We start from the raw sequence: 18495 nt of genomic DNA, 5'->3' as shown, positions 1-18495 counted from the left end.
AGCAATCGTTGGTTACATCTTTGATTTCTCGCGGAGTAACTTGTGATGCTGATAATCTTGTTGACTATCAGTCTGACTCCACAAGCACCCACACGAATTGCTTGATTCAGTTGTTAAAGAGCGGTTGGTTAAGAGCTTTCGTCTCAACCGAGGCGCGCATTCTACAGCAGCCTCCGTTGCTGTCAAGCGGTTATTTTCAGAAGTTTTCAAAGTTTCCTTTGCAACTTCAACCACTTGCGCTTCCGATCTCTCGTTAGCGGGAGGCGAATTCTACAGCGTTAGTCGCTGCTGTCAACACCTCTTTTTCTCCGCTTTCGACCGAGAAGATCGAGCCATCAATAAGGCGACAATACCCTGCCCTACCAACTCCTTCTGGCTTCGATGAACTGAAGCGTAACCGCTGTCGAAAACTGCGTAACTCGTTGTTTACCAAGGAGTTTTCCGTTTCGACTGCGCCGGAAGTGGGGCGAATTATAGACGTCCAGGATCTGCCGTCAACCCCTGATTTCAGCTTTATTCGGATTTGAGCGTAATACGCGCAAATGCCTTCTTCCCCGCCTGGCAAACGTGGGTCGCGCCCAGCGCGTATATAAAGGTGCGATCGACAACTTCACCATCTATACGCACACCACCAGAACCCAGAAGGTCACGCGCCACGGCGGAGTTCTTCACCAAGCCCGCCTTATTAAGGACAGCAGCGATCGGCATGTCTTCGGTAGCGGTCAATTCGATCTCTGGCAAATCATCCGGCAGCTCGCCATCTTTCATACGATTGCCCGCCGCACGGTGAGCATTGGCCGCAGCCTCTTCACCATGGAAACGCGCAACGATCTCTTCAGCCAACTTGATCTTGATGTCACGCGGATTCGCACCCGCCTCGACGTCAGCCCGCAAAGCATCGATCTCTTCCATGGAGCGGAAGCTGAGCAATTCGAAGTAGCGCCACATCAGCACATCAGGAATAGAGACCAGCTTGCCGTACATGACACCCGGCGCCTCCTGGATACCGACATAGTTGCCCAACGACTTGGACATCTTCTTCACGCCATCCAGCCCTTCGAGCAACGGCATGGTCAGAATGCATTGAGCCTCCTGACCATAACCACGCTGCAGTTCACGCCCCATCAGCAGGTTGAACTTCTGATCCGTACCGCCCAGCTCGACATCCGCGCGCAAAGCGACCGAGTCGTAACCCTGAACCAGCGGATAGAGGAACTCGTGAATGGCGATTGGCTGATTGGTCGTGTAGCGCTTATCGAAGTCATCGCGCTCGAGCATGCGTGCCACGGTGTATTGCGAAGTCAGACGTATGAAGTCAGCCGGCCCCATCTGATCCATCCAGGTGGAGTTGAACGCCACTTCGGTTTTGGCCGGATCAAGAATCTTGAAGACCTGAGTCTTGTAGGTCTCGGCATTCTCGAGAACCTGTTCACGAGTGAGCGGTGGACGTGTCGCGCTCTTGCCACTCGGATCACCGATCATCCCGGTGAAGTCACCGATAAGGAAGATCACCTGATGGCCCAGATCCTGGAACTGGCGCAGCTTATTAATAAGCACGGTGTGACCCAGGTGCAAATCCGGCGCGGTCGGATCGAAGCCTGCCTTAATACGTAGCGGCTGGCCACGTTTGAGCTTTTCGATCAGCTCGGACTCGACCAACAGTTCTTCTGCACCACGCTTGATCAGCGCTAGCTGCTCTTCAACCGACTTCATAACAGACCTGCAAGACTCGAATTCAAAGGGGACCAACCATACAAGATCGGGCGTCAAATACAAGTTTTGCCCGGCGCACGGACGCCAATCCACGGACAGAGCGTCCGCAGGCTTGCTTCAGAGATGATTTGGTTATATTTTATACAGTTATTTCGTCTTCATCATGTCATTCATCTTTTCCAATTCATTTTTTCAAAGTCAAAATTACTTATGACCAAAGAATCGTCTAAAGCGCCACCGCTTTACCCGAAGACCCACCTGCTCGCAGCAAGCGGTATCGCCGCCCTTCTGAGCCTGGCGCTTCTGGTATTTCCTTCCAGTGATGTTGAAGCCAAAAAGACGACCCTGAGTCTTGAACTGGAAAGCCCTGTAGAACAACTGACACAAGATCAAGACGCCGCCGACGTCGTCCAAGCCACAAATGAGCCGGCAGCCTCCCCTTTCGCGCAGATCGAAAACAGCGCCGAAAACACTCAGGAAGCCGCCCAGGCCGCCCCCGCGCCAGTCGTCGAAGAAAAGAAGGCGCCAGGCCACAGGGAAGTGATCGTTGCCAAAGGCGACACTCTCTCGACCTTGTTTGAGAAAGTCGGCCTTCCGGCCACTTCGGTGCATGAAGTGCTGGCCAGCGACAAGCAGGCCAAGCAGTTCAGCCAGCTCAAACATGGCCAGAAGCTCGAGTTCGAACTCGGCCCGAACGGCCAACTGACCAATTTGCACAGCAAAGTCAGCGACACGGAAAGCATCAGCCTGACCAAGAACGGCAAGGGTTATACATTCAACCGCATTACCGCCAAGCCCACTGTTCGCACCGCCTACGTACATGGCGTGATCAACAGTTCGCTGTCGCAATCCGCAGCCCGTGCCGGTTTGTCCCATAGCCTGACCATGGATATGGCCAGCGTGTTTGGCTATGACGTCGACTTCGCCCAGGATATTCGCCAGGGTGACGAGTTCGATGTGATCTATGAACAGAAAGTCGTCAACGGTAAAGCCGTCGGTAACGGCCCCATTCTTTCCGCGCGCTTCACCAACCGTGGCAAGACTTACACCGCTGTGCGCTACACCAACAAACAAGGCAACAGCAGCTACTACACGGCTGACGGCAACAGCATGCGCAAGGCGTTCATCCGTACTCCGGTAGACTTCGCCCGCATCAGCTCGAAATTCTCCATGGGCCGCAAGCACCCGATCCTGAACAAGATCCGCGCCCACAAGGGTGTCGATTACGCAGCACCGCGCGGCACACCGATCAAGGCTGCCGGCGACGGCCAGGTATTGTTGGCCGGTCGCCGCGGCGGTTACGGCAATACCGTGATTATCCAGCACGGCAGTACTTACCGTACGCTGTACGGCCACATGCAGGGCTTCGCCAAAGGCATCAAGACTGGCGGCAGCGTCAAGCAAGGTCAGGTGATCGGCTACATCGGCACCACCGGCCTCTCCACCGGCCCGCACCTGCACTACGAGTTCCAGGTCAATGGTGTGCACGTCGACCCGCTGGGTCAGAAGGTAGCGATGGCCGATCCGATCTCCAAAGCTGAACGCTCACGCTTCCTTGCGCAAAGCCAACCGCTGATGGCGCGTATGGACCAAGAGAAAGCCACCCTGTTGGCTTCGAGCAAACGCTAAGCCATGGCGCTCTATATAGGTGTGATGTCCGGGACTAGCCTTGATGGCCTGGACATTGCGCTGATCGAGCAAGCCCCGGCGATCAAGCTGATCGCCACGCATTACATCCCCATGCCCGAATCCCTGCGCGCCGAGCTGCTTGGCTTGTGCGCCAGCGGTCCGGACGAGATTGCCCGCTCCGCCATTGCCCAGCAAAACTGGGTAAAACTGGCCGCACAGGGCATTCACACCCTCCTCGACCAACAAAACCTCAAGCCCGACGACATTCGCGCGATTGGCAGCCACGGCCAGACCATTCGCCACGAACCGGCACGCGGGTTCACGGTGCAGATCGGCAACCCTGCGCTGCTCACCGAGCTGACCGGCATCACCGTGGTCAGCGATTTCCGCAGCCGCGACGTAGCCGCTGGCGGACAAGGCGCCCCATTGGTTCCAGCCTTTCACGAAGCCTTGTTTGAACAGCAGCCTGGTAACCGCGCGGTGCTGAACGTCGGCGGGTTCAGTAACCTCAGCCTGATCGAACCCGGCAAGCCTGTCGCGGGTTTTGACTGCGGTCCGGGGAACGTCCTGCTGGATGCCTGGATTCACCGGCAACGCGGCGACAACTTCGATCGCGATGGCCAATGGGCCGCCAGCGGCAAGGTTGAACCGGCTCTGTTGAATGAGCTGCTCAGTGATCCGTTCTTTGTAACTCAAGGCCCGAAGAGCACTGGCCGCGAAGTGTTCAATCTGCCATGGCTGATGCAGCATCTGTCACAGCTGCCATCCTTCGCAGCCGAAAACGTACAGGCCACACTGCTTGAGTTGACCGCCCTGACCATCGTCGAGTCATTGCAAAGCGCTCAATCGGATACCCGGGAGCTGCTGGTCTGCGGCGGCGGCGCACACAACGCCACGTTGATGAAACGGTTGGCCTGCCTGTTGCCGAACGCGAAAGTCAGCAGCACTGCCGCTTATGGTGTAGACCCGGACTGGGTTGAAGCCATGGCCTTTGCCTGGCTGGCTCATTGCTGCCTGGAAGGTATCGCGACCAACCGCCCAAGCGTCACCGGCGCCCGTGGCCTGCGAATTCTCGGCGCCATCTACCCCGCCTGAACCTTAACTCCAGACAGCAAAACGCCGCAGAGTCCTGAGACCCTGCGGCGCTTGTTGATGCGGTGAGTTGCGATCAGATCGAGAACGAAGAGCCGCAGCCACACGTGGTGGTGGCGTTCGGGTTTTTGATCACGAAACGCGAACCTTCCAGACCTTCCTGGTAATCCACCTCGGCACCTGCCAAGTACTGGAAGCTCATCGGATCGACCACCAGGCTGACGCCTTCGCGCTCGACAATGGTGTCGTCATCGGCCACTTCTTCATCGAAGGTGAAGCCGTACTGAAACCCTGAACAACCGCCGCCCGTAACGAATACGCGCAGCTTCAAGCGATCATTCCCCTCTTCATCGACCAGGCTCTTCACCTTGTGCGCAGCACCGTGGGTGAATTGCAAAGCCGTGGGGGTGAAGGATTCGACGCTCATGCTGACTATCTCCCGGCGTTACGCCGCCATAATGCGTGATGACGCGCATTATCCGCTTCTCCCAGAAAATCGGTCAACTATTGTTACGGTATATCAATCAACCCAATTGTCAGACCAGAATGCAAAAAGGCCCGTTCAACGGGCCTTTTTGCATTGCGGATAAAGCCTTACGGCAGCATGCCCGCATGGGAAAGGCCCAGGCGCTCATCCAGACCGAAGAGGATATTCAGGTTCTGCACAGCCTGACCCGACGCGCCTTTGACCAGGTTGTCGATGACCGACAACACCACCACCAGATCACCATCCTGCGGACGATGCACGGCGATACGACAAACGTTGGCACCACGCACGCTGCGGGTTTCCGGATGGCTGCCGGCTGGCATTACGTCGACGAACGGTTCGTTGGCATAACGCTTTTCGAACAGAGCCTGCAGATCCACCGAGCGGTCCACGACAGTCGCGTAGAGCGTCGAATGAATACCGCGAATCATCGGCGTCAGGTGCGGAACGAAGGTCAGACCAACATCCTTGCCCGCGGCACGACGCAGCCCCTGACGGATTTCCGGCAAGTGACGGTGACCTTTTACGGCGTAGGCCTTCATGCTTTCCGACGTCTCGGAGTACAGCGAACCTACCGAAGCGCCACGACCCGCACCGCTGACACCGGATTTGCAGTCAGCGATCAAACGTGTGGTATCGGCCAGACCGGCTTCGAGCAATGGCAGGAAACCCAATTGCGTCGCGGTCGGGTAGCAACCCGGTACAGCAATCAGGCGTGCCTGCTTGATCTGCTCGCGATTGACTTCCGGCAAGCCGTAGACCGCTTCCTCCAACAGTTCCGGCGCACCGTGCGGCTGGCCGTACCACTTGGCCCACTCATCGGCGTCCTGCAGACGGAAGTCTGCCGACAGGTCGATGACTTTGGTTCCGGCAGCCAGCAACTCACCCGCCAGGGCATGGGCGACACCGTGCGGCGTGGCGAAGAACACTACATCGCAAGCCCCGAGGGTCTTGATGTCCGGAACGCTGAACGCCAGGCCGTCGTAATGGCCTCGCAGGTTCGGGTACATGTCGGCCACGGCCAGGCCGGCCTCGGATCGGGAAGTGATCACCACCACTTCTGCCTGCGGATGCTGTGCCAACAGACGCAGCAGTTCGACACCGGTGTAACCCGTGCCGCCGACGATACCGACCTTGACCATAAACCTGCCCTCAACGAACCCACTGGAAAGCCGTCGATAATAGGGGCCGCGCGGCCCTGCGACAACCGTCAAGGTGACGTGCGGGCGCTCTACCCCCTACTATCTTCACTACCGTGAACCTGGGAATAACCAAAAATGCTTTATCTGTGGCTCAAAGCGCTTCACATCATCAGCATGGTCTGCTGGTTTGCCGGCCTGTTTTACCTGCCGCGCCTGTTCGTCTATCACGCGCAAAGCGAAGACACCGTCAGCAAGGAACGCTTCAGCATCATGGAGCGCAAGCTGTACCGGGGTATCATGGGGCCAGCGATGATCGCCACCCTGGTCTTCGGTATCTGGCTGATCAGCCTCAACCCGAGCGCCTATTTCGGCCAGGGCGCGTGGATGCACGCCAAGCTGACCCTGGTGGTGATCCTGATCGGCTACCACCACATGTGCGGCGCACAGGTAAAACGTTTTGCCCGTGGCGAAAACACCCGCAGCCATGTCTTTTATCGCTGGTTCAATGAAGTGCCGGTTCTGATATTGCTGGCTATCGTAATTCTGGTCGTCGTCCGGCCGTTTTAAATCCAACAGGCACACTCACCCGGGGTACTTCCAATGTCGCTGCCCGCTCTGCTCGAACAACGCTTGCGACTGCCGGTGGTGGCGGCACCGATGTTCCTGATCTCCAACCCTGAGCTGGTGCTCGCCTGCTGCCGTAATGGCGTGGTGGGTAGTTTCCCTGCGCTGAATCAGCGTGAAAGCAGCGGTTTCAAGGCCTGGCTGGAAGAAATCGAAGCAGGGTTGGCGACACTGGAAAACCCCGCCCCTTACGCGGTGAACCTGATCGTCCACCACAGCAATCCGCGATTGCAGGCGGACCTGGCGATCTGCATCGAACACAAAGTACCGATCGTGGTCACCAGCCTCGGCGCCGTGAAGGAAGTGGTCGATGCCGTGCACAGCTACGGCGGCCTGGTGTTTCACGACGTGACGACCCGTCGCCACGCAGAAAAAGCCGCCGAAGCCGGTGTCGACGGTTTGATTGCCGTTGCCGCGGGGGCCGGTGGTCACGCCGGGACCTGGAGCCCGTTTTCGCTGATCGCCGAGATTCGCCAGTTTTTCGACAAGACCCTGCTGCTGGCTGGCTGCCTGAACCATGGCCACGAGATTCTTGCTGCGCAATTGCTTGGTGCGGATCTGGCCTACTTCGGTACGCGATTTATCGGCACCACCGAAAGTCATGCGCCTGACGCCTACAAGGAGATGCTCCTGACTGCCGGAGCCGCGGACATCGTCCATACTCCAGCGGTGTCTGGGGTTCCGGCAAGCTTCATGCGTCAGAGCCTGGAGGCCGCCGGTTTCGACATGGCGGCGCTGCAAAGCAAGGGCGAGGTGGACTTCGGCTCCAAGCTCAAGCCGTTGAACGATGAAGCCAAAGCCTGGAAAACCGTGTGGTCTGCGGGCCAGGGTGTCGGGGAGATCGAGGATCTGCCGAGTGTCGATCAACTGGTCGAACGTCTCGGCACCGAATACCGCAAGGCGCTGGAACTGGCGGCAGCACTGCCCAAGCGCTGGCCGCGCTGACAGGAAAGTTTGGCCAGCCCAACCCGGCCGGCCTTAAACTCCCTCTTGTTACACTTTCCATTACAACTCTCGCGACAAGGATGCCTCGGCCATGAGCGAAAACCGTTTCAAGATCGTCTTCGATGGTGCTTTGCTGCCCGGTGTTGATGCCACCACCGCCAAGCTCAATCTCGCCGAGCTGTTCAAAAGCGATGTCGCAGCCATCGAACGCCTGTTCAGTGGCCGGACGGTTGCGCTCAAACGCGACCTGTCACACGCCGACGCGCAAACTTATCTTCAGGCGCTGACGAAAACCGGCATCGATGCCCGAATCGAAGCCGAACCCTCGATCGAGCTGAACCTGTCCGACGTTCACGTCAGCCCACCGCCATCGGCAGAGCCCGATTCCCCCTACGCTCCGCCACGCGCCACGGTCGGCGAAGCGCTGCCGGAGTTCGCCACACTCAAGGCATTCAGTTTCAGTGGCCGCATCGGCCGACTGCGCTTTCTGGCCTGGACAATGGCTCTGACGCTGGTGACGTTGGGCATTGGCTCGGTGCTGGCCATTTTCGGCTTCGGCCTCATCAGCACCAACTCGACTGCCGGCCTGATTGTCGCGGGTCTGCTGGCCGTTATTCTGATCGTGATACTCGCGTTCATCAGCATTCAGTTCAGTGTGCAGCGCCTGCACGATATCGGCTGGTCTGGATGGCTCTGGCTGTTGAACCTTGTGCCGTTCGTGGGGGGCGCTTTCCCGTTCGTGATAATGATCGTGCCGGGTAACAACACTGCCAATCGATATGGCGCACCGCCGCCGCCCAACAGCAATGCAGTCAGGGTACTGGCTTCATTGTGGCTGGTGTTTATTGCGATCATGTTCGTTGGCGGGCTGACCGGAGGTCTCACGGCAATTCAGGATGAGTACGAAAGCGCCACTGATAGTGCCTATCAAAGCAGCTCCGTGACCACCGATGAAGTCGAAGCTGCGCCCGTCGAAGTCGACTCGGCAGCAGATTCAACCGACGATGCAGCCGAAGCGGCCCAGCCCCCTGTAGACTCTGCAAAAGAATGAACAGCGCTCCCCGCCCGTGACACCTGCGTCGCTGGCGCGGAGCTGTTGCGATGGAGAACTGCATGACCCGTTACGCTCTGATCACTGGCGCTTCCAGCGGCATCGGCCTGGCAATGGCCGAAGCGCTGGCCCGGCGCGGCCGCAGCCTGCTATTGGTGGCCCGACAGCGTGATCAGCTGGAAAGTATTGCGATTGAACTGACTCAACGTTTCGGCGTTGAAGTGTTGTTTCGTGCCTGTGACCTGGGTGAACCGTTGCGCCTGTCCGGATTTCTACTGGAGCTGGAGGAAGGTGAGCGGCAAATCGATCTGCTGGTCAACTGCGCCGGCATCGGTACCTGTGGCCCATTCCTGGCCCAGGACTGGATGACCGAGCAGGACCTGATCGAAGTGAACATCCTGGCCCTCACTCGCTTGTGTCATGCCATTGGTAACAGCATGGCCTTGCAGGGCGGCGGGCAGATTCTGAACGTCGCCTCGGTTGCGGCGTTCCATCCCGGCCCCTGGATGAGCACTTATTACGCCAGCAAGGCTTATGTGCTGAGTTTTTCCGAAGGCTTGCGCGTCGAACTGAAAAAATGCGCGGTCAAGGTGTCGGTGCTCTGCCCCGGCCCGACCCGCACGGCGTTTTTTCGCACCGCGCAACTGAACACCGACAAGCTGGGCGAGAGCAAATTGCTGATGAGCCCAGAGGAAGTCGCGCTCTACACCGTGCGCGCCCTGGAGAAAAATCGCGCCATTATCATCCCCGGTCGCCTGAATCGCTGGTTCGCCTTCCTGCCACGGCTCGGCTCGCGCTGGCTGACCCGGACAATCGCGGGCATGGTCAATAAGGCGTACTGCCCGCGCTGACCAGCCTTCAAGGTAAAAAACTGGGCTCAGGCAGGGCCCATGCGTACACTCAAGCCAGCCAAACAACGGAGAAAACAGCTGTGGATACTCTGTTCACCAAGATCATCAACCGGGAAATCCCGGCGAAGATCATTTACGAGGACGACCAGGTACTGGCCTTCCACGACATCGCCCCACAGGCCCCCGTGCATTTCCTGGTGGTCACGAAGAAACCGGTGCGCACCCTTAACGATCTCACCGAGGACGATAAGGCTCTGGCCGGGCATATTCTGTTCACCGCGCAGCGTCTGGCTCTGGAACTGGGCTGTGAAGAAGGTTTCCGGGTGGTCATGAACTGCAATGAATTGGGCGGGCAGACCGTTTATCACATTCATATGCACGTGCTGGGTCAGCGCCAGATGCACTGGCCTCCGGGCTGATTGCAAGCAGTACCGGTTTATGTGGCGAGGGCGCTTGCTCCCTCGCCACAGATGACCCAGCGCAAACCCTCCCCGGCCGATTGGGTTAAACTGGCCGCCGAGATTCTTCCCGGAGGTCAGCATGACTACCCAACGTCACTACTCGCCAATTGACCGTCTTCTGCTGCAAGCCGATGCCGCGATGCGTACTTTGCTGCCCTTCAGCGGTCAGCCCTACCGTCCGTCGCCTGCCATCGTGCAGCCGGATGCGCAAATGAACGACGAGGACACCCGGCACGTCGCCGGTTTGATGCGCATCAACCATACCGGCGAAGTCTGTGCCCAGGCGCTGTATCAAGGTCAAGCCCTGACCGCCAAGTTGCCGCAAGTGCGCGCTGCCATGGAACATGCCGCCGAAGAAGAAATCGATCATCTGGTCTGGTGCGAACAGCGCATCCACCAGTTGGGCAGCCACACCAGCATTCTCAATCCGCTGTTCTACGGAATGTCGTTCGGGATTGGCGCGGTGGCCGGGTTGATCAGCGACAAAGTCAGCCTGGGTTTCGTTGCCGCCACCGAGCATCAGGTTTGCAAACACCTGAACGAACACCTTGAACAACTGCCCGCCGAGGACGAAAAATCCCGGGCGATCCTTGAGCAGATGCGCATTGATGAAGAACATCACGCCGAAAGTGCGCTGGATGCTGGAGGGTTCCGTTTTCCTGCGCCGGTGAAGTTCGGAATGAGTCTGCTGGCCAAGGTGATGACCAAGAGCACTTATCGGATCTGACGGTTGCGTTGTTTGATCGGGACTCTTCGCGGACAACAGCAATGAAAAAGGCGACTACCTTGCGGTAGTCGCCTTTTTTTGTACTCGGAACTCTCAGCTCGGCATGTTGCGCGCGTAGAAGATTTCAAGCATTTCGTGTTTTACACGCTCAGTCACCTGGGCACGCTGCTCAGAGGACAGGTTGCTGGTGGCGTCGCCGAACAGGTAGTTATCCAGTTCGAAGTTCTTCAACAGCATTTTGGTGTGGAACAGGTTTTCCTGATACACGTTCACGTCGGTCATCTGGTACGCGTCGCGGGTGTCTTCGGAGAGATAGTTCTGGATCGAGTTGATCTCGTGGTCGATGAAGTGTTTCTTGCCTTCAACGTCACGGGTGAAGCCGCGCACGCGGTAATCCACAGTCACGATATCCGAATCGAACTGGTGAATCAGAAAATTGAGCGCCTTGAGCGGTGAAATGACGCCACAGGTCGACACGTCGATGTCCACACGGAACGTCGCGATACCGTCCACCGGATGGATTTCCGGGTAGGTGTGCACCGTGATGTGGCTCTTGTCGAGGTGGGCCAGGATGATTTCGGGCAACGGGCCCGGAGACTCTTCAATCTGACTGTCGGTGGGGGTTACCGGCTCTTCAGAGATCAGAATCGTGACGCTGGCGCCCTGGGGTTCATAGTCCTGACTGGCGATGTTCAGGATATTGGCACCAATGATATCGACAACTTCTGTGAGGATCTGCGTCAGGCGCTTGGCGTTGTACTCTTTATTGATGTACTCGACGTAAGCCTGCTGGTCTTGCGGGGTTTCCGCGTAGCAGATGTCATAGATGTTGAAGCTCAAGGTCTTTGTCAGGTTATTGAACCCGTGGAGCTTGAGTTTGCTTTTCACCGTTAAAAACTCTCTATGTATTGCGGGCTGGCCGCGTGATCAAGCATGCCCGTCAGATGCGAACGACGCACCTGCGTAGGACGGTTAACACCTCTTCGCGATGGCGATTTTGGTTGTCTGTTCAGGCAAGCGACCTGTCGGGTGACCGATCACTGCCCTGAAAAAAGTGGCGCATTATGCAGACGTCAGCTATGGATCACCAGAGTCTGCACCGCTTTTATGATAGTTGAATGTCGATTCAACCGAGCTCGATAATCTCGTAGTCGTGGGTAATCGCCACGCCAGCCGCGCCGAGCATGATCGAGGCCGAGCAGTACTTCTCGGCCGACAGCTCGATGGCGCGCTTGACCTGGGCTTCTTTCAGCCCGCGTCCCTTGACCACGAAGTGCATGTGGATCTTGGTGAACACCTTCGGATCTTCGGTCGCACGCTCGGCTTCGAGGAAGGCTTCGCAGCTTTCGACGGCCTGACGCGACTTCTTGAGGATGCTGACCACATCGAAATTGCTGCAACCGCCAACACCCAGCAGGAGCATTTCCATCGGGCGGACACCCAGGTTGCGACCGCCGGCATCGGGCGGACCGTCCATGACCACGACATGACCGCTGCCGGATTCACCGAGGAACATGGCTTCGCCTGCCCATTGGATGCGTGCCTTCATCGCCAAGACTCCACTGTATAAAAAAGGGTCGCCAGCTTAGCACAGGGCCCTTGATTGGCAGCGCTTCGCCTTCCTAGGACATAACCGTATGGGTCGTAGGTAAATTCTCGAATCTTGAAGGAATGTGTCTGTTAAGCTGACGCCAATTCACTGGCGCTTAGCCAGCCTTGTAGCGAACAAAAAAATCCAGGCTTCACCAGCCCCCTACAAAAAACAAACACACCGTGCAGTCTTTTCGGGATACAACCATGGTTGCTATTACCCCCATATCCAAAATCAAGAACCTCGACAAACTGTTGATGCACTGCCAGCGCCGTCGCTATGCCGCCAAGAGCAACATCATTTGTGCCGGCGACCGCTCGGACACGTTGTTCTTCATCATCAAGGGTTCGGTGACCATCCTGATCGAGGATGACGACGGCCGTGAAATGATCATTGCCTACCTCAACTCCGGCGACTTCTTCGGTGAACTGGGTCTGTTCGAGCAAGCAGGACTGGAACAGGAGCGCAGCGCCTGGGTTCGCGCCAAAGTCGAATGCGAAGTCGCGGAAATCAGCTACGCGAAATTCCGCGAGTTGTCTCAACAGGATCCAGACATTCTTTACGTGCTCAGCGGACAAATCGCACAACGCCTGCGCAATACCACGCGCAAGGTCGGCGACCTTGCATTCTTCGACGTGACCGGCCGCGTGGCGCGCTGCCTGCTGGAGCTGTGCAAGCAGCCAGACGCCATGACCCACCCGGATGGCATGCAGATCAAGGTGACCCGCCAGGAGATCGGCCGGATTGTCGGTTGTTCCCGTGAGATGGTCGGCCGCGTGCTCAAGGATCTGGAAGAACGCAACCTGGTCGACGTCAAAGGCAAGACCATGGTGGTCTTCGGTACGCGCTAGGCTCTGAAAACCGAAGCCTGGAACACTTAAGCCCCGAGCACTTCTGCCAGTATTTGGCGATACAACGCATCGAGCCGTTCCAGTGCATCAGGAGCGGCAAATTTTTCATGCAGGGCAATGTGGCTTTCTGCGCGAACCCGCTGTTCCAGACCGCAGGCTTCGTTGAAACGATTGACCGCCGCGACCATTGACTCTCGCTCGTTATCGATCAGCATCGCCCCGTGCACCAGCCCGACCGGACGCTGACCGCCCTTGCTCTGCCGCCAGCGCTGAGCGGTACCGACCATCTTGCGACCATCGAGGTTGACGTTGAAACGGCCATCGCAGAACGCGCCTTCAATTTCGCCCAGGGACGACACACCGCCCAACTCGTCAAGCAGCTGGCAAATCGGGTCACAGAGTCGGCGATAGGCGGTTTCGATCCGGTTCTGGTCGCCCTCGCTACGCGGTGGCGCGTAGACCAGCGCGATGTTGAGGGTCGATGCCGATTGCGGCACCGGCTCGCCGCCGGTTTCGCGCAGCAGTACCGGCCAACCGGCAGCGGCTGATATCTCGCACGCTGCCTCGAAACCCGGCAAGCGATTCAAGCGGCGCGGCATGACCAATGCCTGGTCTGTGGGTTGCCAGAACAGCAAGCCGAACTCCGAATCACCGGTGCACACATGGGCCAACAGGTCCTGTTCGGCGAGCAGGCCGGCTTCGATGGTCAGAGAGGTTGGCTGGGACATGGACGACTCCGTAAGACATGAAGTCTTTGGGGGGCTTGATGACCTACTCGCGGGCAAACCCGCTCCCACAGGGGATCGGGTTGCCTGCGAAAATGTGTTCAGTCGAGCGTAGAGCCGCTCACTGGAACACCGCGCTCAGGAAAGAACAGGCGCTGCAGTTCAGTACCCGGGCTTTCGGCGCGCATGAACGCTTCGCCGACCAGGAACGCATACACGTCGCTGATTTCCATCAGCTCGACATCGGCGCGGTTAAGAATGCCACTCTCGGTGACCACCAGACGATTACGCGGAATACGCGGCAACAAGTCGAGGGTGGTTTCCAGGCTGACCTCGAAGGTGTGCAGGTTGCGGTTGTTCACGCCCACCAGCGGCGTGTCGAGGGTTTTCAAGGCCCGCTCCAGCTCGTCGCCATCGTGGACTTCCACCAGCACATCGAGGCCGACACTTTTGGCCACGGCCGCCAGCTCGGCCATTTTCACGTCATCCAGTGCGGAGACGATCAACAGCACGCAATCAGCGCCCAGGGCGCGGGACTCGATGATCTGGTACGGATCGATCATGAAGTCTTTGCGGATCACCGGCAGCTTGCACGCCGCCCGGGCTTGTTGCAGATACGCATCCGCACCCTGGAAGTAGTCGATGTCGGTGAGCACCGACAGGCAAGTAGCCCCGCCCTTCTCGTAACTCCTGGCAATGTCCGCAGGCACGAAGTTCTCGCGAATCACGCCCTTGCTTGGCGAAGCTTTCTTGATTTCAGCAATCACCGCCGGCTGTTTCTTCTTGGCCTGATCGATCAATGCCTTGGCGAAACCACGGGGTGCATCGGCCGCCTTGGCCAGGTTTTCCAGCTCTGCCAGGCTCACACGAGCGCTACGCTCGGCGACTTCCTGGACTTTGCGGGCCAGAATTTTTTCCAGAACCGTCGGTACACTCATCCCTCATTCTCCACTTTGAATACCGCGGTAAATGCACCCAACTCCTCAAGTTTTTCCCGAGCGAGGCCTGTGTGCAGCGCATCGTGCGCCAGGGCAACGCCTTCTTTCAAACTGCTGGCATGGTCGGCGGCGTACAGCGCGGCGCCGGCATTGAGCACGATCATCTCGGCGGCTTTCTGACCGTTCTCGGTCTTGCGCTTGCCCAAGGCATCGCGAATCAGTTCCAGGGAAGCCGCCGGGCTTTCCACCGACAGACCGTGCAGGCTCTGGCTCTTCATCCCCAGATCTTCGGGCTCGACCCAATACTCGGTGATCTGGTCATTCTTCAACTCCGCGACAAAGGTCGGGGCCGCCAGGCTGAACTCGTCCAGGCCATCCTTGGAGTGCACCACCAGCACGTGCTTACTGCCCAAGCGCTGCAAGACTTCGGCCAATGGCCGGCACAACGCCTGACTGAATACACCCACCACCTGATGTTTCACGCCGGCCGGATTCGTAAGCGGGCCGAGCATGTTGAACAAGGTGCGCAAGCCCAGCTCGCGGCGCGGGCCGGCGGCGTGCTTCATGGCGCTGTGATGGGTCTGGGCAAACATGAAACCGATGCCAACGTTGTCGATGCAGCGTGCAACCTGAACTGGGGTCAGGTTCAGGTAGATACCCGCTGCTTCCAGCAAATCGGCGCTGCCGCTTTTGCCCGACACCGCACGGTTACCGTGCTTGGCCACGGTGCAACCGGCCGCCGCGACCACGAATGAGGAAGCAGTCGAGACGTTGAAGATATTGGCCCCGTCGCCGCCGGTGCCGACCACATCGACCACGCCGTCGAGGGTGTTGAGTTCGACCTTGTCCGCCAACTCGCGCATCGCCGTCACGGCGCCGACGATCTCGTCGATGCTTTCGCTCTTCATGCGCATGGCCATCATGAACGCACCAATCTGTGCGTCCGTGCATTGCCCGGTCATGATTTCGCGCATGACATCACGCATTTCATCGGTACTGAGGTCGAGGTGGCCGACGATACGGCTCAGGGCTGTCTTGATATCCATGGAAAGTCCTTAGCGCGTGCCGCCAGTTTGTTTGAGGAAGTTGGCGAACAGCTCGTGCCCCTGTTCGGTGAGGATAGACTCGGGGTGGAATTGCACACCCTCGATGTTCAGCGTCTTGTGACGCAGGCCCATGATCTCATCCACCGAGCCGTCTTCGAGCTGGGTCCAGGCAGTCAGCTCCAGGCAATCGGGCAGGGTTTCGCGCTTGACGATCAGCGAATGGTAGCGGGTGACCGTCAACGGACGATTCAGACCTTCGAATACGCCCTTGTCCTCGTGAAATACCGGGCTGGTCTTTCCGTGCATGACCTGACGGGCACGGACCACATCGCCGCCAAACGCCTGGCCGATGGATTGGTGCCCGAGGCAAACGCCGAGAATCGGCAGCTTGCCGGCGAAGTATTTGATCGCTTCGATGGAAATACCGGCTTCGGTCGGGGTGCAAGGACCGGGAGACACGACGATGCGCTCAGGCTTGAGGGCTTCGATTTCGGCAATGGTGAGTTCATCGTTGCGCACGACTTTGACCTCGGAGCCTAGCTCGCCGAGGTATTGCACAACGTTGTAAGTAAAAGAGTCGTAGTTATCGATCATCAGCAACATGGCGTTAAGAACCTCTTGAATTCACTGACTTTTAATACGGCCTTCGAATGATTTACCCGCAGTGCGCTGCGCTTTGACGGGTGCTGGAGTGGCGCCAGCAAAGCGGCATTTCGTACAGGTAAAGAAGGCAAAGCGGTACAGGTCCGGCCAGGCCGGCAGAAAAGATTCAGGCGCGCCAACGCCAACGGGCGTGTGCCTTGATGACTTGATCCAGGAGTTTGCTGACGATCAACACGGGAAAGGTCTCATTCATACGTCTGGGCACAGTAACGTAGCTGGGCAGAGCGTGCAATATGGCCGGAGCGACAGCTCGCGAAACAATCGAAGGGTTAGCGACAGATGGCAAAAAGCTGGAAGTTTTTTGGCGGTGTCGAGAGCGGCCGAAGCACAAGATCAAGAGATTAAAAGGGGAATGACAGGCATAAAAAAACGCGGCGCCCTCGCAGGCACCGCGTTTTCTATGTGGATCAGTTTTCCGGGGTTTGTTCGGCCAGGGCCACGGCGCGGAACATCGCGCGACGCTTGTTCAGGGTTTCTTCCCATTCCAGCGCCGGTACCGAGTCGGCGACGATGCCGCCACCGGCCTGCACATGCAGTTCACCGTTCTTGATCACGGCGGTGCGAATCGCAATCGCGGTGTCCATGTTGCCGTTCCAGGCGAAGTAACCGACCGCGCCGCCATAGACGCCCCGCTTGACCGGTTCCAGCTCGTCGATGATTTCCATCGCGCGAATCTTCGGTGCGCCGGACAAGGTGCCGGCCGGCAGGATCGCCCGCAGTGCGTCCATCGCTGTCAGCCCGGCCTTCAATTGGCCGGTGACGTTAGACACGATGTGCATCACGTTGGAATAACGCTCGATGACCATCTTCTCGGTGAGCTTCACCGAGCCGATTTCCGAGACGCGCCCAGTATCGTTGCGGCCCAGATCGATCAGCATCAAGTGCTCGGCGATTTCCTTGTCGTCCGACAGCAGGTCTTTTTCCAGCGCCAGGTCCGCCTCTTCGTTGGCCCCGCGTGGGCGAGTGCCAGCAATCGGGCGCACGGTGATCAGGTTGTCTTCGACCCGCACCAGCACTTCCGGCGAACTGCCGACGACGTGGAAGTCGCCGAAGTTGAAGAAGTACATATACGGCGTCGGGTTGAAGCAACGCAGCGCCCGGTAAAGATCGATAGGCGCAGCCTTGAAGTCGATCGACATGCGCTGGGACGGCACGACCTGCATGCAGTCACCGGCCAGGATGTATTCCTTGATGGTGTCGACGGCTTTCTCGTAATCGTCCTGGGTGAAACTCGAACGAAACACTGGATCGGCCGATTGCTGCTTGCTGAAGTCCAGGCCACGGCGCGGAGTGATTGGCTGACGGAGTTGTTCCAGCAGCGCTTGCAGACGCGCCTGACCTTGTTCGAAGGCATCTTCCTGCGACGGATCGGCCAGGACAATCGCATGCATCTTGCCGGCGAGGTTGTCGAACACCACCACCGCATCGGACACCATCAGCAGAATGTCCGGCACGCCCAGCGGATCCGGGTTCGGGCATTTGCCCAGACGCTTCTCCACATAACGCACGCAGTCGTAACCGAAGTAACCCACCAGACCGCCGTTGAAGCGCGGCAGACCGGCAATGGTCGGCACGTTGTAGCGTGCCTTGAAGGCTTCGACGAAGGCCAGTGGGTCTTCAACGTCGTGGCTTTCGATCTCGACGCCGTCGTGGGTCACGCTGACGTGGTGATCGTGAACCCGCAATACGGTGCGGCACGGCAGGCCGATGATCGAGTAGCGGCCCCACTTCTCGCCGCCCTGCACCGACTCCAGCAGATAGGAGTTCGGCTCGTCGGCCAGTTTCAGGTAGATCGACAGCGGCGTGTCGAAGTCGGCCAGGGTTTCGCAGGCAAGCGGGATGCGGTTGTAGCCGGCAGCGGCCAAACGCAGGAATTCTTCGCGGATCATGAGGTGCCTCGTGGCTTGAGGGTCTAACGGTCAGGTATGCAAACGCGCCGGTACGCCGGCCAGGAACAAG

At 58.3% G+C, this 18495-nt stretch carries 19 protein-coding genes; 9 read left to right on the top strand and 10 right to left on the bottom strand.

The annotated features are described in order from the left end of the window. Window positions 1-513: 513 nt before the first annotated feature. A complete protein-coding gene (gene tyrS / locus AC07VO_RS09745) occupies window positions 514-1713 on the bottom strand; it encodes a tyrosine--tRNA ligase (protein WP_064620726.1) in 1200 nt (399 codons plus the stop codon). A gap of 210 nt (window positions 1714-1923) precedes the next feature. Between tyrS and AC07VO_RS09740 the strand changes: the two genes are divergently transcribed. Then, entirely contained in the window at window positions 1924-3342 is a 1419-nt protein-coding gene (locus AC07VO_RS09740) for a peptidoglycan DD-metalloendopeptidase family protein (protein WP_018928882.1), read from the top strand. Between the two features lie 3 nt (window positions 3343-3345). Further along, window positions 3346-4437, top strand: a complete 1092-nt coding sequence (locus AC07VO_RS09735; RefSeq protein ID WP_086944464.1) for an anhydro-N-acetylmuramic acid kinase — start codon at window positions 3346-3348, stop codon at window positions 4435-4437. A gap of 73 nt (window positions 4438-4510) precedes the next feature. Here AC07VO_RS09735 and erpA read toward each other — a convergent pair whose 3' ends face one another. Next, window positions 4511-4861, bottom strand: coding sequence for an iron-sulfur cluster insertion protein ErpA (erpA, locus tag AC07VO_RS09730; RefSeq protein WP_007906865.1), 351 nt, complete (start codon window positions 4859-4861; stop codon window positions 4511-4513). A 167-nt stretch (window positions 4862-5028) separates the two neighbouring features. Next, entirely contained in the window at window positions 5029-6063 is a 1035-nt protein-coding gene (gene argC / locus AC07VO_RS09725) for an N-acetyl-gamma-glutamyl-phosphate reductase (RefSeq protein WP_007941665.1), read from the bottom strand. A 135-nt stretch (window positions 6064-6198) separates the two neighbouring features. On the opposite strand from argC, the gene hemJ reads away from it, so the two are divergent. The 6 genes from hemJ to coq7 all read left to right on the top strand — a co-directional run bounded on the left by hemJ (window position 6199) and on the right by coq7 (window position 10722). Next, the gene (gene hemJ / locus AC07VO_RS09720; RefSeq protein WP_018928879.1) at window positions 6199-6630 is read left to right on the top strand and encodes a protoporphyrinogen oxidase HemJ; all 432 of its coding nucleotides are present in this window, start codon (window positions 6199-6201) and stop codon (window positions 6628-6630) included. Window positions 6631-6663: 33 nt separating this feature from the next. Continuing rightward, on the top strand, window positions 6664-7632 hold the full coding sequence (locus AC07VO_RS09715) for an NAD(P)H-dependent flavin oxidoreductase (protein WP_086944463.1): 969 nt from the start codon (window positions 6664-6666) through the stop codon (window positions 7630-7632). Between the two features lie 91 nt (window positions 7633-7723). Beyond that, window positions 7724-8683, top strand: a complete 960-nt coding sequence (locus tag AC07VO_RS09710) for a DUF805 domain-containing protein (RefSeq protein WP_064620732.1) — start codon at window positions 7724-7726, stop codon at window positions 8681-8683. Window positions 8684-8745: 62 nt separating this feature from the next. Further along, entirely contained in the window at window positions 8746-9534 is a 789-nt protein-coding gene (locus tag AC07VO_RS09705) for an SDR family NAD(P)-dependent oxidoreductase (protein WP_086944462.1), read from the top strand. A gap of 80 nt (window positions 9535-9614) precedes the next feature. Further along, on the top strand, window positions 9615-9953 hold the full coding sequence (locus AC07VO_RS09700) for a histidine triad nucleotide-binding protein (protein ID WP_086944461.1): 339 nt from the start codon (window positions 9615-9617) through the stop codon (window positions 9951-9953). Between the two features lie 121 nt (window positions 9954-10074). After that, complete coding sequence (coq7, locus tag AC07VO_RS09695; RefSeq protein ID WP_018928875.1) at window positions 10075-10722, top strand: 2-polyprenyl-3-methyl-6-methoxy-1,4-benzoquinone monooxygenase; 648 nt, start codon at window positions 10075-10077, stop codon at window positions 10720-10722. Window positions 10723-10815: 93 nt separating this feature from the next. Here coq7 and speD read toward each other — a convergent pair whose 3' ends face one another. Then, on the bottom strand, window positions 10816-11610 hold the full coding sequence (gene speD, locus AC07VO_RS09690) for an adenosylmethionine decarboxylase (RefSeq protein WP_018928874.1): 795 nt from the start codon (window positions 11608-11610) through the stop codon (window positions 10816-10818). Window positions 11611-11848: 238 nt separating this feature from the next. Then, a complete protein-coding gene (locus AC07VO_RS09685) occupies window positions 11849-12271 on the bottom strand; it encodes an OsmC family protein (RefSeq protein WP_007941657.1) in 423 nt (140 codons plus the stop codon). Window positions 12272-12519: 248 nt separating this feature from the next. Here AC07VO_RS09685 and crp point away from each other — a divergent pair, with 248 nt between their 5' ends. After that, on the top strand, window positions 12520-13164 hold the full coding sequence (gene crp / locus AC07VO_RS09680; RefSeq protein ID WP_018928873.1) for a cAMP-activated global transcriptional regulator CRP: 645 nt from the start codon (window positions 12520-12522) through the stop codon (window positions 13162-13164). Between the two features lie 26 nt (window positions 13165-13190). Here the strand turns inward: crp and AC07VO_RS09675 are convergent, their stop codons facing one another. From AC07VO_RS09675 to trpE, 5 genes are all read right to left on the bottom strand, one after another. Continuing rightward, the gene (locus AC07VO_RS09675) at window positions 13191-13892 is read right to left on the bottom strand and encodes a lipoate--protein ligase family protein (RefSeq protein ID WP_064620739.1); all 702 of its coding nucleotides are present in this window, start codon (window positions 13890-13892) and stop codon (window positions 13191-13193) included. A gap of 98 nt (window positions 13893-13990) precedes the next feature. Continuing rightward, the gene (gene trpC / locus AC07VO_RS09670) at window positions 13991-14827 is read right to left on the bottom strand and encodes an indole-3-glycerol phosphate synthase TrpC (protein ID WP_018928871.1); all 837 of its coding nucleotides are present in this window, start codon (window positions 14825-14827) and stop codon (window positions 13991-13993) included. Beyond that, entirely contained in the window at window positions 14824-15873 is a 1050-nt protein-coding gene (gene trpD, locus AC07VO_RS09665; RefSeq protein ID WP_018928870.1) for an anthranilate phosphoribosyltransferase, read from the bottom strand. The genes trpC and trpD overlap by 4 nt, the downstream gene beginning before the upstream one ends. 9 nt (window positions 15874-15882) lie before the next feature. After that, window positions 15883-16476, bottom strand: a complete 594-nt coding sequence (locus AC07VO_RS09660; protein WP_018928869.1) for an aminodeoxychorismate/anthranilate synthase component II — start codon at window positions 16474-16476, stop codon at window positions 15883-15885. A 467-nt stretch (window positions 16477-16943) separates the two neighbouring features. Beyond that, on the bottom strand, window positions 16944-18425 hold the full coding sequence (gene trpE / locus AC07VO_RS09655; RefSeq protein ID WP_018928867.1) for an anthranilate synthase component I: 1482 nt from the start codon (window positions 18423-18425) through the stop codon (window positions 16944-16946). Window positions 18426-18495 lie beyond the last annotated feature (70 nt).

This window comes from Pseudomonas sp. GW821-FHT03E01 (assembly GCF_059420765.1).
The sequence above is the reverse complement of the archived record's forward strand: the minus strand, read 5'-3'. Positions and strand labels throughout refer to the sequence as shown.

What these genes read in the sequence shown, in the direction of transcription:
- AC07VO_RS09710 (WP_064620732.1), top strand. Translation starts at nt 7,724, where the DNA reads ATGAGCGAAAACCGTTTCAAGATCGTCTTCGATGGTGCTTTGCTGCCC.
- AC07VO_RS09715 (WP_086944463.1), top strand. Translation starts at nt 6,664, where the DNA reads ATGTCGCTGCCCGCTCTGCTCGAACAACGCTTGCGACTGCCGGTGGTG.
- argC (WP_007941665.1), bottom strand. Translation starts at nt 6,063, where the DNA reads ATGGTCAAGGTCGGTATCGTCGGCGGCACGGGTTACACCGGTGTCGAA.
- AC07VO_RS09675 (WP_064620739.1), bottom strand. Translation starts at nt 13,892, where the DNA reads ATGTCCCAGCCAACCTCTCTGACCATCGAAGCCGGCCTGCTCGCCGAA.
- hemJ (WP_018928879.1), top strand. Translation starts at nt 6,199, where the DNA reads ATGCTTTATCTGTGGCTCAAAGCGCTTCACATCATCAGCATGGTCTGC.
- coq7 (WP_018928875.1), top strand. Translation starts at nt 10,075, where the DNA reads ATGACTACCCAACGTCACTACTCGCCAATTGACCGTCTTCTGCTGCAA.
- erpA (WP_007906865.1), bottom strand. Translation starts at nt 4,861, where the DNA reads ATGAGCGTCGAATCCTTCACCCCCACGGCTTTGCAATTCACCCACGGT.
- trpC (WP_018928871.1), bottom strand. Translation starts at nt 14,827, where the DNA reads ATGAGTGTACCGACGGTTCTGGAAAAAATTCTGGCCCGCAAAGTCCAG.
- AC07VO_RS09660 (WP_018928869.1), bottom strand. Translation starts at nt 16,476, where the DNA reads ATGTTGCTGATGATCGATAACTACGACTCTTTTACTTACAACGTTGTG.
- trpE (WP_018928867.1), bottom strand. Translation starts at nt 18,425, where the DNA reads ATGATCCGCGAAGAATTCCTGCGTTTGGCCGCTGCCGGCTACAACCGC.
- AC07VO_RS09735 (WP_086944464.1), top strand. Translation starts at nt 3,346, where the DNA reads ATGGCGCTCTATATAGGTGTGATGTCCGGGACTAGCCTTGATGGCCTG.
- AC07VO_RS09740 (WP_018928882.1), top strand. Translation starts at nt 1,924, where the DNA reads ATGACCAAAGAATCGTCTAAAGCGCCACCGCTTTACCCGAAGACCCAC.
- crp (WP_018928873.1), top strand. Translation starts at nt 12,520, where the DNA reads ATGGTTGCTATTACCCCCATATCCAAAATCAAGAACCTCGACAAACTG.
- tyrS (WP_064620726.1), bottom strand. Translation starts at nt 1,713, where the DNA reads ATGAAGTCGGTTGAAGAGCAGCTAGCGCTGATCAAGCGTGGTGCAGAA.
- AC07VO_RS09705 (WP_086944462.1), top strand. Translation starts at nt 8,746, where the DNA reads ATGACCCGTTACGCTCTGATCACTGGCGCTTCCAGCGGCATCGGCCTG.
- AC07VO_RS09685 (WP_007941657.1), bottom strand. Translation starts at nt 12,271, where the DNA reads ATGAAGGCACGCATCCAATGGGCAGGCGAAGCCATGTTCCTCGGTGAA.
- trpD (WP_018928870.1), bottom strand. Translation starts at nt 15,873, where the DNA reads ATGGATATCAAGACAGCCCTGAGCCGTATCGTCGGCCACCTCGACCTC.